The 13,967-nt window shown below is 38.4% G+C and carries 17 protein-coding genes; 14 read left to right on the forward strand and 3 right to left on the reverse strand.

Annotation, left to right across the window (positions count from 1 at the left end; all coding sequences use genetic code 11):
* Position 1 precedes the first annotated feature (1 nt).
* From thrB to C0J00_RS04355, 14 genes are all read left to right on the forward strand, one after another.
* On the forward strand, positions 2-862 hold the full coding sequence (thrB, locus tag C0J00_RS04290) for a homoserine kinase (RefSeq protein WP_104967714.1): 861 nt from the start codon (positions 2-4) through the stop codon (positions 860-862).
* Positions 852-1,742, forward strand: coding sequence for an EamA family transporter RarD (gene rarD, locus C0J00_RS04295; RefSeq protein WP_104967715.1), 891 nt, complete (start codon positions 852-854; stop codon positions 1,740-1,742). The genes thrB and rarD overlap by 11 nt, the downstream gene beginning before the upstream one ends.
* An 83-nt stretch (positions 1,743-1,825) precedes the next feature.
* Entirely contained in the window at positions 1,826-3,088 is a 1,263-nt protein-coding gene (locus C0J00_RS04300; protein ID WP_104968835.1) for a bifunctional folylpolyglutamate synthase/dihydrofolate synthase, read from the forward strand.
* Between the two features lie 4 nt (positions 3,089-3,092).
* Entirely contained in the window at positions 3,093-3,653 is a 561-nt protein-coding gene (gene folE, locus C0J00_RS04305; protein WP_104967716.1) for a GTP cyclohydrolase I FolE, read from the forward strand.
* Between the two features lie 2 nt (positions 3,654-3,655).
* A complete protein-coding gene (gene folP / locus C0J00_RS04310; RefSeq protein WP_104967717.1) occupies positions 3,656-4,459 on the forward strand; it encodes a dihydropteroate synthase in 804 nt (267 codons plus the stop codon).
* Between the two features lie 9 nt (positions 4,460-4,468).
* Positions 4,469-4,828 carry a dihydroneopterin aldolase gene (gene folB / locus C0J00_RS04315; protein WP_104967718.1) on the forward strand — a complete coding sequence of 120 codons (360 nt, stop codon included), beginning with the start codon at positions 4,469-4,471 and terminating at the stop codon, positions 4,826-4,828.
* On the forward strand, positions 4,825-5,304 hold the full coding sequence (folK, locus tag C0J00_RS04320; protein WP_104967719.1) for a 2-amino-4-hydroxy-6-hydroxymethyldihydropteridine diphosphokinase: 480 nt from the start codon (positions 4,825-4,827) through the stop codon (positions 5,302-5,304). The genes folB and folK overlap by 4 nt, the downstream gene beginning before the upstream one ends.
* Positions 5,305-5,382: 78 nt before the next feature.
* Positions 5,383-6,282: a UDP-N-acetylmuramate dehydrogenase gene (gene murB / locus C0J00_RS04325; protein WP_104967720.1), complete on the forward strand. Its 900-nt coding sequence runs from the start codon at positions 5,383-5,385 to the stop codon at positions 6,280-6,282.
* Between the two features lie 164 nt (positions 6,283-6,446).
* Positions 6,447-7,601: an ABC transporter ATP-binding protein gene (locus C0J00_RS04330; protein WP_104967721.1), complete on the forward strand. Its 1,155-nt coding sequence runs from the start codon at positions 6,447-6,449 to the stop codon at positions 7,599-7,601.
* Entirely contained in the window at positions 7,585-8,379 is a 795-nt protein-coding gene (locus C0J00_RS04335; RefSeq protein WP_104967722.1) for an ABC transporter permease, read from the forward strand. Before C0J00_RS04330 ends, C0J00_RS04335 begins: the two co-directional genes overlap by 17 nt.
* Entirely contained in the window at positions 8,376-9,152 is a 777-nt protein-coding gene (locus tag C0J00_RS04340) for an ABC transporter permease (RefSeq protein WP_104967723.1), read from the forward strand. The genes C0J00_RS04335 and C0J00_RS04340 overlap by 4 nt, the downstream gene beginning before the upstream one ends.
* The gene (locus tag C0J00_RS04345) at positions 9,145-10,212 is read left to right on the forward strand and encodes an ABC transporter substrate-binding protein (protein ID WP_104967724.1); all 1,068 of its coding nucleotides are present in this window, start codon (positions 9,145-9,147) and stop codon (positions 10,210-10,212) included. The genes C0J00_RS04340 and C0J00_RS04345 overlap by 8 nt, the downstream gene beginning before the upstream one ends.
* Before the next feature lie 355 nt (positions 10,213-10,567).
* Positions 10,568-11,056, forward strand: a complete 489-nt coding sequence (locus C0J00_RS04350) for a GNAT family N-acetyltransferase (RefSeq protein WP_104967725.1) — start codon at positions 10,568-10,570, stop codon at positions 11,054-11,056.
* Between the two features lie 2 nt (positions 11,057-11,058).
* Positions 11,059-12,216: an Mbeg1-like protein gene (locus tag C0J00_RS04355; RefSeq protein ID WP_104967726.1), complete on the forward strand. Its 1,158-nt coding sequence runs from the start codon at positions 11,059-11,061 to the stop codon at positions 12,214-12,216.
* 30 nt (positions 12,217-12,246) lie between these two features.
* Here the strand turns inward: C0J00_RS04355 and C0J00_RS04360 are convergent, their stop codons facing one another.
* From C0J00_RS04360 to C0J00_RS04370, 3 genes are all read right to left on the reverse strand, one after another.
* Positions 12,247-12,786 carry a DUF3278 domain-containing protein gene (locus C0J00_RS04360; protein WP_104967727.1) on the reverse strand — a complete coding sequence of 180 codons (540 nt, stop codon included), beginning with the start codon at positions 12,784-12,786 and terminating at the stop codon, positions 12,247-12,249.
* A gap of 311 nt (positions 12,787-13,097) precedes the next feature.
* Positions 13,098-13,430, reverse strand: a complete 333-nt coding sequence (locus C0J00_RS04365; RefSeq protein ID WP_104967728.1) for a hypothetical protein — start codon at positions 13,428-13,430, stop codon at positions 13,098-13,100.
* Between the two features lie 5 nt (positions 13,431-13,435).
* The gene (locus C0J00_RS04370; protein ID WP_104967729.1) at positions 13,436-13,966 is read right to left on the reverse strand and encodes a DUF3278 domain-containing protein; all 531 of its coding nucleotides are present in this window, start codon (positions 13,964-13,966) and stop codon (positions 13,436-13,438) included.
* Between the last annotated feature and the right edge of the window lies 1 nt (position 13,967).

A 13,967-nucleotide genomic window follows, 5' to 3' on the forward strand; every position in this document is an offset into this window, starting at 1 on the left:
CATGAAAATTAGTGTTCCAGCTACTTCAGCTAATTTGGGACCAGGCTTTGATTCTGTCGGACTGGCTGTGACTTGTTATTTAAGGATTGAGGTTTTAGAAGAAACTAATCAGTGGATGATTGAGCATGACTTAGCTGGAGTACCTTTTGATGAGACCAACTTACTCATCCAGACCGCCTTAAACGTTGCACCTGAGATTCATCCCCATCACATTAAGATGGTTTCTGATATCCCTTTAGCTAGAGGCTTAGGATCGTCATCCTCCGTTATCGTAGCAGGGATTGAATTGGCTAATCAATTGGCGCAGCTCAATTTATCTGATGATGACAAATTAAGCATTGCTACAAAAATAGAAGGACATCCAGATAATGTCGCACCTGCTATCTTTGGTAATCTAGTGGTGGCTTCTTACATCAATCAAGAGTTAAATAAGATTGTGGCGGATTTTCCAGAGACAGCCTTGGTAGCTTATGTGCCAGCTTATGAGTTGAAGACCAGCGACTCCAGACAAGTATTGCCCCAAGAACTTGACTTCAAAGAAGCTGTTTTAGCTTCATCTGTTGCCAATATAGCTGTAGCAGGTTTGTTAACGGGCGATTTAGAAATGGCAGGACGTGCCATGAGTCAGGATCGCTTCCATGAACCTTACCGTCAAAAACTAGTTCCTGAATTTGCCGCAATCAGAGAATTGGGTCAAAAATATGGAGCCTATGCAACCTATCTATCAGGTGCGGGTCCAACTGTCATGACCTTGCTACCAAAAGATAAAAAAGCAGATTTCATATCAGCCTTAAATAAGGAGTTACCAGATATGATTTTGGATTTAGAGGTTGATCGAAAAGGGGTATCTGTTGACGACTAAAATAAAAGGGCTAATCTTAGCTTTTTCTGCCTATATCCTCTGGGGGGTGTTATCCCTTTATTGGAAGCAGTTAGGAGCTATTCCAGCTTATGATATTTTTGCTTATCGCATCCTTTGGACAGTGGTCACCATGGTGGTATATATGGGACTTTCAGGACAGTCTAAAAAGTTTTTGTTTGAGCTTACCAATTTATGGAAAACCAAAACGATTTTTTGGCGCATGGTTCTGGCAAGTATTTTGATTACAGTCAACTGGTTGTCCTATATCTGGGCTGTCACACATGGGCAAGCAACAGAAGCTAGTCTAGGCTATTACGTCATGCCCTTAGTTTCTATCTTACTCTCGGTAATCTTTCTAAAGGAAACCTTGTCAAACTTCGCCAAGTTAGCCATTTCCTTAGCCTTCGTTGGAGTGGGAGTTTTGGTGTATCAGACAGGCTCCCTTCCTTTCATAACGCTCTTGCTTTCCTTTAGTTTTGCCTTTTATGGTTTAATTAAAAAAGGAATTTCCTTATCTAGTGATGTTGCTATGCTTTTTGAAGCTGGGGTCATTCTGCCAGTTAGTCTAGTCTATCTCTTGGGATTTTCATCAGTTAAGCTTGAGAGTTTGTCACTTCTAGAGAATATCTTACTCATATTATCAGGAGCCGTTACAGCCATTCCGCTCTTACTCTTCTCAGAAGGGGTAAAACGAGCACCACTTAATCAAGTTGGTTTTATTCAATACATCAATCCAACCATTCAATTGCTGATTGCAGTGACAGCTTTTGGAGAATCGATTGCTTCAGGTGAATTGTTGGGCTTTATCTTTATTTGGATTGCAGTTTTGCTCTTTATCATCGGCCAATTAATCCTTATGAAAAATCCCCAAAAACCATAAGTTTAACAAAAATAATATCCTTGAGTTGGTCAAAAGACCAGCTCTTTTGTTATACTTATTCTATGACAAATCAGAATGAAACAATGACCTATGAAGAGGGGTTAGCCTGGATTCATGACCAATTAAAATTTGGCATTAAACCTGGTATTGAACGCATGAAGTGGTTGCTTAATGAACTAGGCAATCCACAGGATAAGGTTAAAGGCATCCATGTTGTTGGGACAAATGGCAAAGGCTCGACAGTCCACTATTTGCAAAGTATCTTTACAGAAGCAGGCTATGTCGTCGGAACCTTTACATCACCCTATATCATGGATTTTAGAGAGCGTATTTCTTTAAATGGCACCATGATTTCCCAAGAGGATCTACTGAGCTTGCTAGCTATAATCAAGCCTATAGCAGAGCGTTTGCCAGAAGAAACAGGTTATGAGCCTGCAACTGAGTTTGAAATCATCACGACCATGATGTTTCTTTATTTTGGTGAAGTCCATCCTGTTGATATTGCTATCATTGAGGCAGGACTAGGTGGGCTTTACGATTCGACAAATGTTTTTGATCCCTTAGCTGTTATCTGTACGTCAATAGGCTTAGACCATCAAAATATCCTTGGTCAGTCTTATGAGGACATTGCTAGTCAAAAAGTAGGTGTTTTAAAAGATAAAGTACCATTTGTATTTGCTGAGAATCGCCCAGAAGTTAAATCAGTCTTTTATGCTAGAGCGCAAGAGACAAAGAGTCCGACTTTTGAACTTGGTCATGATTTCCAAGTGCTAGGTCAAAGCAGAAATTTTGATTTCATCTGGAATGGGCTGACCTTAAACCATCTCTCTTTAAAAATGTTAGGTCAACATCAGGTTGCCAATGCTGGTCTAGCCCTGATGACAAGTATGCTTTTACAAGACCAATATCCACAAGTGACAGAGGAGAGCATTCGTACTGCTCTTGCTCGGGCTTCATGGTTGGGTCGAACAGAACTGGTGGCAAATAATCTGATGATTGATGGCGCTCACAACAATGAAAGTATTGCTGTCTTGGTGGACTTGTTGAAAACAGAGTTTGATCATAAAAAGATTCATATTCTCTTTGCAGCTATTGATACCAAGCCAATTCAAGTCATGTTGGAACAATTAACCACAGTTGGTCAACTAACCGTAACCACTTTTGACTATCCAAATGCAGTTAGCTTAGACAATTACCCAAGTGATTATCCCAAAGTGGTGAATTTTAAGGAATGGCTGAATAGCTATAACTCATCGTCAACAGAGGATTTTTATGTTATCACAGGTTCTCTTTATTTTATCTCACAAGTGAGACAGTTTTTATTAGAAAATAAGTTAGAAAAGTAAACATATCATGAATCAAGAAAAAGTAGAAGCAGCTATTTACCAGCTTTTAGAAGCTATTGGTGAAAATCCAGAACGTGAGGGTCTTTTGGATACGCCAAAGCGTGTAGCCAAAATGTATGCCGAAATGTTCTCTGGCTTGTCTGAAGACCCCAAAGATCAGTTTACTGCCGTTTTTTCCGAAGGGCATGAAGAGATGATTTTGGTCAAGGACATCCCTTTTTATTCCATGTGTGAGCATCATCTAGTTCCCTTTTATGGTGTCGCCCACGTTGCCTATTTGCCAAGTGATGGTCGAGTGACAGGATTAAGCAAACTAGCGCGTGCAGTAGAGGTTGCAAGCCGTCGACCACAGCTACAAGAACGTTTAACAGCTCAAGTCGCTAACGCCTTGGAGGAAGCAATGCATCCAAAAGGAGTCTTTGTCATGGTTGAAGCAGAGCATCTGTGTATGACCATGCGTGGTATTAAGAAACCAGGCAGTAAGACAGTTACGACCGTTGCTCGTGGCCTTTATCAAGAGGATGGCGCAGCTCGTCGTGAAGTTATGGCAATGATTAAGGAGTAAAAATGGTCAAGATTGGAAAAAAAGAATTTCCTGAAAAAGCTCTTATCATGGGTATCCTCAATGTAACACCGGATTCTTTTTCAGACGGTGGGCAATATAGTAGTCTAGAGAAAGCTCTCCAACAAGCGGAGACGATGATAAAGGCTGGAGTACATGTGATTGACATCGGTGGGGAGTCCACTCGACCGGGTGCTGAATTTGTCACGGCTGAAGATGAAATCAATCGGATTGTGCCAGTCATTAAGGCTATTAAAGAAAAATATGATGTTTTAATCAGTATTGACACCTACAAAACCCAGACGGCTAGTGCAGCCCTTGAAGCAGGTGCTGATATTTTAAACGATGTTTGGGCTGGTCTTTACGATGGTCAAATGATGGCTCTTGCGGCTGAATGGCAGGTACCCTACATGCTCATGCATAATCAGGACGAGGAGGGATATGATGATATCACGGCTGAGGTGCTTGCATTCTTAAAAGAACGTACCCAAGCTGCTCTAGATGCTGGTATTACAAAAGAAAATATCTGGATCGATCCAGGCTACGGATTTGCCAAGTCAGCTCAGGATAATATTGACTTGCTAAAGAGTTTAGAGCAAATCACAGCCCTAGATTACCCTGTTTTATTTGGGATTTCTAGAAAGCGGACAGTTGTCTCTCTTTTAGATGGTGAAACAGATATAGCTGAGAGAGATCAAGCTACAGCAGCCTTATCAGCCTATGCTATCATGAAAGGCGTACAAATGGTACGTGTCCACAATGTCGATGCTAACCGTGCAGTAGTCAAGGTCATCAATCAACTCATCTAGGAGTGTGAAATGGATAAAATTATTCTAAAAAATTGTCGTTTTTATGGTTATCATGGCGCATTCGCCGAAGAAAATATGCTTGGACAAATTTTTGTGGTCAACGCCATCTTGTCGGTGGATTTAAGTAAGGCTTCATTGTCTGACGAGTTAGAAGATACTGTTCATTATGGTATGGTTTTTGATTGTATTAAAAATCAGGCTGAAAACCAGCGTTACAAACTTATTGAACGTTTAGGAGGGGCTATCTGTCAAGATATTTTTGAACAATTTCCGCCGGTTCAATCAATCAATCTTGAAATTACCAAGGAAAATCCCCCTATCAATGGGCATTATGATGCTGTAGGAATTAGTTTGGAGCGACGCAGATGACAGTGGTTTACTTGAGTTTGGGTTCCAATATGGGAGATAAGCTGGCTTATTTGAAACAGGCTATTCAGCGTTTATCGCAATTACCCAAAACACGATTTGTAAAGGCGTCGTCTTTTTTCCAAACAGCAGCTTGGGGGAAGACTGATCAAGATGATTTCATCAATGCTGTTGTGCAGTTAGACACTGACTTAGAAGCCATAGAACTGCTTTATCAATGCCAAGAGATAGAGAAGGATTTAGACCGTGTTCGTCATGAACATTGGGGGCCACGTACCATTGATATTGATATCTTGTTGTATGGTGAGGCTACCTATCATAGTCCAGAGTTGATAGTGCCACACCCTTATATGATGGAGCGGGCATTTGTGCTCGTTCCTCTAGCTGAATTAACTGAGGATTTCGTGATACCAACTACAGGACAGACTATCTTGGAAGTATTGGCACAAATCAGTCATGATGATGTGGTGAAAATATAGAAATATACTGTCATATCAGTGATTTTTTGGTATAATGTAGCTTGGCTATGCCAATTTTGTCTGTATGAGGAAACTATAATGTTAAAAGAAATGGAAGAGGCCTTATCGGGTATTGATATTCGTGTCGATGAGCCTTTGAAAAATTATACTTACACCAAGGTTGGGGGACCGGCAGATTATCTTGCCTTTCCTCGCAACCGTTTTGAATTGGTTCGTTTGGTTAATTTTGCCAACAAGCATGATATTCCTTGGTTGGTCTTGGGAAATGCTAGTAATTTAATTGTCCGTGACGGCGGTATTCGTGGTATGGTGATCATGTTTGATCGTTTGAAGACAACGACAATTGATGGCTATGTTATGGAAGTTGAAGCAGGTGCTAATCTTAAGGAAACAACTAAGGTAGCGCGTGACCATAGCCTAACTGGTTTTGAGTTTGCTGCGGGGATTCCAGGGAGTGTTGGTGGAGCTGTTTTTATGAATGCCGGCGCTTATTGGGGCGAGATTGCCCATGTGCTTGTATCAGCTCAGGTTTTAACACGAGATGGTCAAGTCAAAACACTCGAAGCAAGAGACTTGAAGTTTGGTTATCGTCAATCAGCCCTTCAAACTTCTGGTGACATTGTCATTTCGGCTAAGTTTGCCTTGAAACCTGGTGACTATACTGTGATTAAACAGGAGATGGATCGTTTAAATCATTTGCGTGAACTCAAGCAACCCTTGGAATACCCATCTTGTGGATCTGTTTTTAAACGTCCACCAGGACATTTTGCAGGTCAATTGATTACAGAGGCTAATCTTAAAGGCTATCGCATTGGCGGTGTAGAGGTTTCTGAAAAGCATGCTGGTTTCATGATTAATGTTGACAATGCTACAGCTAAAGATTATGAAGACTTGATAGCCTATGTTATCGATACCGTTGAACAAACCTCAGGAATTACGCTCGAACGTGAAGTTCGAATCATTGGGGAATCACTTTAAGAAAAAATTTCAGCTCAGAAAGCTTACTTTCTGGGCTGATTAGTAGTTTAGAGTCTTTATGGCAAAAATGAACAGGATAACTGTTCAGACTATGCCTTTAATAATGAACAATTAAAAAAATATCACAGCTATAAGCTAGAAAATCTATGGAGGATTTATGACCATTGACTAATCCAATTATTGCCTTCAAAAATGTTTCAAAGACATTTGAGGATAGTGCGACGACCGTTTTAAAAGATATAAATTTTGAATTGGAAGAAGGGAAGTTTTACACCCTTCTTGGAGCCTCTGGTTCTGGGAAATCAACAATTTTAAATATTATCGCTGGACTTCTAGATGCTACGTCTGGGGATGTTTTATTGGATGGCAAACGCATCAATGATGTCCCAATCAATAAACGTGATGTTCATACCGTTTTTCAATCTTATGCGCTTTTCCCACATATGAGTGTTTACGAAAATGTTGCTTTTGCTTTAAAACTTAAGAAAGTGGCTAAGAAAGAGATTGACCAACGTGTTAAGGATGCCCTAAAAATGGTCCAACTTGAAGGCTATGAAAAACGCTCTATTCAAAAGCTCTCTGGTGGTCAGCGTCAACGTGTCGCTATTGCACGCGCTATTATTAATCAGCCAAGAGTTGTTCTCTTAGACGAACCCTTATCAGCGCTTGATTTGAAGCTTCGTACAGAGATGCAGTATGAACTGCGTGAATTGCAACAACGTTTAGGTATTACCTTTGTCTTTGTTACCCATGACCAGGAAGAGGCACTTGCTATGAGTGACTGGATTTTCGTCATGAATGAAGGTGAGATTGTTCAATCAGGAACACCGGTTGATATTTATGATGAACCCATTAACCATTTTGTCGCAACCTTTATTGGAGAATCAAACATCCTACCAGCGATCATGATTGAGGACTATTTGGTAGAATTCAACGGCAAACGTTTTGAAGCTGTTGACGGTGGTATGCGTCCTAATGAACCTGTTGAGGTTGTGATTCGTCCTGAAGATTTACAAATTACCCTACCAGATGAAGGAAAACTTCAAGTAAAAGTGGATACCCAACTTTTCCGTGGTGTACACTATGAAATCATTGCTTACGATGACCTTGGTAATGAATGGATGATTCATTCAACCCGTAAGGCTATCGAGGGTGAAATTATTGGGTTGGATTTCCAACCAGAAGACATTCATATCATGCGTCTCCATGAGACAGAAGAAGAATTTGATGCCCGTATTGAAGAATATGTTGAAACGGAAGAAGTAGAAGATGGATTGATTAATTTCATTGAGGAGGAGCGTCATGAAGAAAACGGCTAGCTTTTTCTCTGTACCCTATTTTCTTTGGGTCTTTCTCTTTGTTTTAGCACCAGTTGCTATGATTATCTGGAAGTCATTTTTTGACATCTCTGGTCATGCAACGTTAGGAAATTATCAAACTTTTTTTGGGTCTTGGACTTATTTAAAAATGAGTCTGAATTCTATCCTTTATGCTGGTTTGATAACCTTGGTAACTCTCGTGATTGCTTATCCGACAGCTTTCATTTTAACCCGTCTCAAGCATAAACAGCTTTGGTTGATGTTGGTTATTTTACCAACTTGGGTTAACCTTTTATTGAAAGCCTATGCCTTTATGGGGATTTTTGGCCAGCAAGGAAGTGTCAATACCTTCTTGAGTTTCATGGGATTGGGACCGCAGCAGATTCTTTTTACTGATTTTTCCTTTATCTTTGTAGCCTCATATATTGAAATCCCTTTTATGATTTTACCGATTTTCAATGCCTTAGATGATATTGACAGTAATCTCATCAATGCTAGTCGAGATTTGGGTGCAAATGATGTTCAAACCTTTACCAAGGTGATTTTTCCCTTATCCTTAAATGGGGTTCGTTCAGGTGTCCAGTCTGTTTTTATACCAAGTTTGAGTCTCTTTATGTTGACTAGACTTATTGGTGGTAACCGTGTGATTACGCTTGGTACAGCTATTGAACAACATTTCCTAACGACTCAAAACTGGGGAATGGGATCAACGATTGGAGTGGTCTTGATTGCTGCCATGTTAATGATTATGTGGGTAACGAAGGAGAGAAAATCATGAAAAAATTTGCTAATATCTATCTGATTTTTGTCTTTGTCCTCTTGTATGCGCCCATTTTTTATTTGATTTTTTATTCATTTAATAAAGGCGGCGATATGAACGGCTTTACCGGTTTTACTCTGGAACATTATCAGACCATGATTTCAGATAGCCGTCTTATGCTTATTCTGGCACAAACTTTCTTTTTAGCCTTTTTAAGTTCATTGATAGCGACTGTTATTGGTACATTTGGAGCTATCTTCATTCATGAGAGTAAAAAACGTTATCAAAATAGCATGTTATCGACTAATAATATCTTGATGGTAGCACCTGATGTTATGATTGGAGCCTCCTTTTTGATCTTGTTTACAACTATCAAGTTTCAATTAGGATTTGCAACAGTCTTACTCAGTCACATTGCCTTCTCGATTCCAATTGTTGTTCTCATGGTTTTACCAAGGCTAAAAGAGATGAATCAGGATATGATTAACGCGGCTTATGATTTAGGAGCTAGTCGTTCTCAAATGCTTAAAGAAGTTATGTTGCCTTATTTAACGCCAGGGATTATAGCGGGATATTTTATGGCTTTTACCTACTCTCTGGACGATTTTGCGGTCACTTTCTTTGTGACTGGCAATGGTTTTTCTACGCTTTCTGTTGAGATTTATTCTCGAGCTCGTCAAGGTATTTCGTTAGATATAAATGCCTTGTCAACCTTGGTCTTTTTCTTTAGTATTTTGTTAGTCATTGGCTATTACTTTATTTCTCAAGATAGGGAGGCTAAAGATGCGTAAATTAACAACCTTTCTGACGGGAATTATTGCCATTATTATCCTTTTGTGGGGAACTAGTTTTCTTCTTCAGAAGCAATCGGGTGATGTTTCAGACAAATTGGTTATCTATAATTGGGGTGACTATATTGATCCAGATCTGTTAACCAAATTTACCAAAGAAACAGGTATTAAGGTTCAGTATGAGACGTTTGATTCCAATGAAGCTATGTATACCAAGATTAAACAGGGTGGTACCACTTACGACATTGCAGTTCCAAGTGATTATACGATCGACAAGATGATTAAAGAAGATATGTTGATCAAATTGGATAAATCAAAAATAAAAGGTCTTCATCATATTGGTAAAGAATTTTTGGGCAAAAGTTTTGATCCTAAAAATGATTACTCCATCCCCTACTTCTGGGGAACGGTTGGTATTGTCTATAATAAGAAGCAACTAGATACCTATCCCAAACATTGGAATGACCTTTGGAAGTCTGAGTATCGTAACAGTATTTTAATGGTTGATGGTGCTAGAGAAGTGATTGGAATTGGCTTGAATAGCTTAGGCTATAGTTTAAATTCGAAGAATAAAGCTCAACTAAATCAAGCAGAGAAGAAGTTGAATCAACTCACTCCTAACATTAAAGCTTTAGTTGGTGATGAGTTAAAGGGTTATATGATTCAAGGTGACGCTCCAATTGGTGTGACTTTTTCTGGTGAGGCAAGTGAAATGCTTTATGAAAATGAAGATTTGGTCTACGTTGTTCCACCAGAAGGCTCTAATCTTTGGTTTGATAATATGGTTCTTCCTAAGACAGCTACACACACTGCAGAAGCTTATCAATTCATTAACTTTATGCTAGAGCCACAAAATGCAGCACAGAATGCAGAATACATCGGCTATTCAACACCTAACAATGCCGCCAAGACCTTGTTGCCAGATGATATCAAAAACGATCAAGCCTTTTATCCGAGTCAAGAAACGATAGATCATTTGGAAGTCTATGATAATTTAGGTCAAGAGTGGTTAGGCATTTATAACGACTTATATTTGCAGGTCAAAATGTATCGTAAATAGAATTGATCAGGGAGAAACGTTAAGTGTCGAACATTAAGATATGTAATGATATTCTACTTTGACATTTGATGACATAAAAAAGACATTTCAAGACTTAAATATTATTTTTTTATGAGAAAGTACTATAATTATTAATAGAGACATGTGGGAATTCTCTCTCAAAAATTCTCTCCTAAATCATCTCTCTCTCTTCAGATTTAGGAATCTTGATTTCACCTATCAACCCCATGTCTTACTTATTTCTCTCTCGTCTCAATATCATATTGAGACAAAACTCATCCTTTGGGATGGGTTTTTTTCTATGTTATTAGCTCTGAATTTATGATATGATAATAAAAACAATAAGGAGATAGCTATGATTAGGAGAGCTATTGTTGCTGATATCCCCAAACTTCAAAACTTATTATCCCAAATATTAAGTGTCCACCACACTGTACGACCTGATATTTTTAAAGCAAATGGCAGTAAATTCTCGGATCAAGAACTGGAAGATATCATGTCTAATGACCAACGTCCTATCTTTATTTATGAAGATGATAAAGGAGATCTCCTGGGGCATTTATTTTTGATCATCCAAGAGGCAAAAGGATTGGCTACGCAGCCCAAGAAAACGCTTTTTATTGATGATCTTTGCGTTGATGAATCAGCACGTGGTCAAAAAATAGGGGAGAAACTGTATCAGTTTGCTTATCAAAAAGCTATTGAATGGGGATGTTATAATCTCACGCTAAATGTTTGGAATGCTAATGAAGGAGCTGTTCGATTCTACGAACACATGGGAATGATTCCTCAATCAATGCGAATGGAGACCATTTTAAATCCTGAATGGAAAGATGTTAAATAGCTATGGAAAATCTCTTAGATTATGTCAAGAGTGTCTCTCAGTCACCTTTTTCCAGTTTACCCTTAACCGATTTAGATTTTGCTCTATTTAATGAATTAGGCTATTTATCTCTTATTGATTATTTCCAAAAGGATATGAAGCAAGAAGTATCCATCACCATCAGTGATTGGCTACCCATTTTTCAGCGCACTAAGCCAAATCTTCATTTTACATTTCTAAATACTAAAGAGCGTATTGAGCTTTTCGAAGCTGTGCTCAATAGTAAGAGATACCAACAAGTGACTATTAGCTCTTATGTCAATGATATTGATACTGAGTTTGAACGTCAATTTGCAGCGATGGTTTTTTCGATTCCTGAAGAAAATTGCAATCAAGTCGTTTTTCGAGGAACAGACGATAGTTTAATTGGTTGGAAGGAAGATTTTAAATTAACCTACATGCGGGAAATTCCCGCTCATCGTGCTGCGATACTTTATTTAAAAAACATTCTGCCGGGTTTGAGTGGTAGAGTAATTGTTTCGGGACATTCTAAGGGAGGTAATTTGGCTATTTATGCAGCAGCTCATTTACCTAAGTCGCTGAGAGAAAAGATAGATCTGCTCTATATGTTTGATGCTCCTGGCTTTCGTCAGAATTTTTTGCAAACACAAGGGTATCTAGCAATCAGAGAGAAAATTATCTCTATAAAGCCATTTGAGTCAGTCGTTGGTGTTATGCTTGAATCTGATTGCAAGGAACAAATTGTAGCTTCAAAAGATAAAGGCATGGCACAACATCTCATGATGAATTGGGCTGTTAATACAGGTAAAGGTCAGTTTGAATGTATCACGCAATTATCTTCGATGAGCCAAAATTTGGAAAAAACATTTGCGACTTGGAATGAGAGTCTGTCTCACTATGAGCTAAAAAATTTATTTGACTTACTATTTGACCAACTGATTGACCATGGTCTTACTAGCCTTGATGATTTTTCTGTAAAAAATCCTTTAGAAATGACTAAATATCTTGATGTTTACAAGGCTTTATCACCCCAACAAAAACAAACTTTTATGAAGGCTGTCCACTTATTTATCCAAGCTTACCGAAGCAATGCGCTAAACTCCCGAAAGACTAGCTTATCAAGCATTTTAACAAAATGGCAACAAACGAAATCAGACTAAAAGGTTATGGAAACTATTTTCCATAACCTTTTAATTTTTTTCTTTATCAATACTGAAATAGGCTAGAACGGTCATAAAGCCACCGAAAACACTACCGGCGATGAGAACTCCTCCGATTAACCAAGGATTTCTCAATAGGTCCAATAAGCTTTTACCATTTTCCATAGTAGCGAGGATATTTTGAACGAACATGAAACCGGTGAAGACGATACCAGACAGGATGCCTCGTTTAATGGCTTTTTGCCGTTCTCTTTTAAGGTCTTCCTCTGGAACTTCAATAAAACCACTGGTATCAATGTCAGCCTTATCCGTTTTCATTTTAAGGATTAGGGGAATGATAAATACAGTTACTAAGATATTTAGACCAACATAAATTCTTCCTGCATATTTGGGAAGAAAATCGTAAGTCAGCAGGAAAATAAGTGATGAGAACATGATGTAGTAAGTTAGGACAAGGTAGGCATGTCCCGCCAGTTGATAAGCAACCTGCTTAACATATTCATCAAAGACACCACTGATCCCCAAAAAGCGTGCGAATTGTTTTTCAAGTCGGTTAGATTTCTTTGCCATGATATTTTCCTTTCAAATAGCGTAAATAGATGAGGTGAGCGCTTATGCAACAAAAGTAAAAAACTAAGAGAGGATTAAGGTAGCCACGTATCCATTCAATAGTGAGAAGGAGTATTGAAGCGACATCAATAATGAGGTGCCAAGTAGCATTATGCGGGTGTCTTTGATAGTTTTTTGACAGAGTTGATAAGTTTGCGAAGAGAATGATTTGATATAAGATGGGTGGAATAGGATTGTTTTTCATAAGACAATAGCAGCTAAGCCCGATTATAGAAAGCAAAAGTATCGAAAAAATAAAGTGATTGCTCTTTCTAGTCATTAGTTTGTTTCCTCCTCCAGAAGATTAGGGAAAGCAGATGGCCAACCATGATGATTCCCATAAAGAGTAGAAAAGGACTCGTAAAACCTCTACTGATTTCGGTGCTAGCAAAGACAACAAAGCAAAGATCAAAAGCAAGTTGACTGAGGAAAAGTCGCTTGCTGTTCTGGTTTTTGAGAGGAAAATTGAGGGTGATTATCCACCAGAAAATCCAAGTGGCGTTATCTACCTTTACATGATCAATGATTTGTGATAAATAAAGGATAATCGATAGCACTATCCATGATACTAAGAACATAAAGTTAGTTTTTTCATTTTTAAACATAGAAACTATCCTTTTCTAAGTTTTCCTTTGGCTTTTCTTAATTGTGACCAATACATCAAGATATAAAAGAGACTGAAGGTGATGATAGCCCGTGCAATCTCTTTTATGGTTACCAATTTGTAGAAATCAACTCGTCCACTATCGAAGAAATCAAACAGAGTAGGTGCCAGATAATAAAAAATAGCCAAATATAAACAACTTCTTAATGTTCGTTTTCGAAGTTTTTGTCGATAGTCGGAAAAAGTCATTTCCTCTAGTTCAATAGTAAGCAAATCTTTTTCATTTAAAAAGTGACTGATCTTTGTAAGATGGATAAATAGCAGTAAAAAGTAACTGATGGCAAGAATAAAAGAAAATTTATCAAATTGCTGACTAGGCAGATAAATAATGAGCGCTACCCAGAAAATTACCTGACTTGTGACGACATAGGAAATAAAAAGTTTATTACCAAGTTGATTGACTTCTTGAAGGCGGTATTCATCTAGTTGATCAAGCCCATAGAACCATTTAATGAGAGTAAGCCAAACTGTGGACATA

It is taken from the genome of Streptococcus pluranimalium, from assembly GCF_002953735.1.
GTDB classification, from domain to species: domain Bacteria; phylum Bacillota; class Bacilli; order Lactobacillales; family Streptococcaceae; genus Streptococcus; species Streptococcus pluranimalium.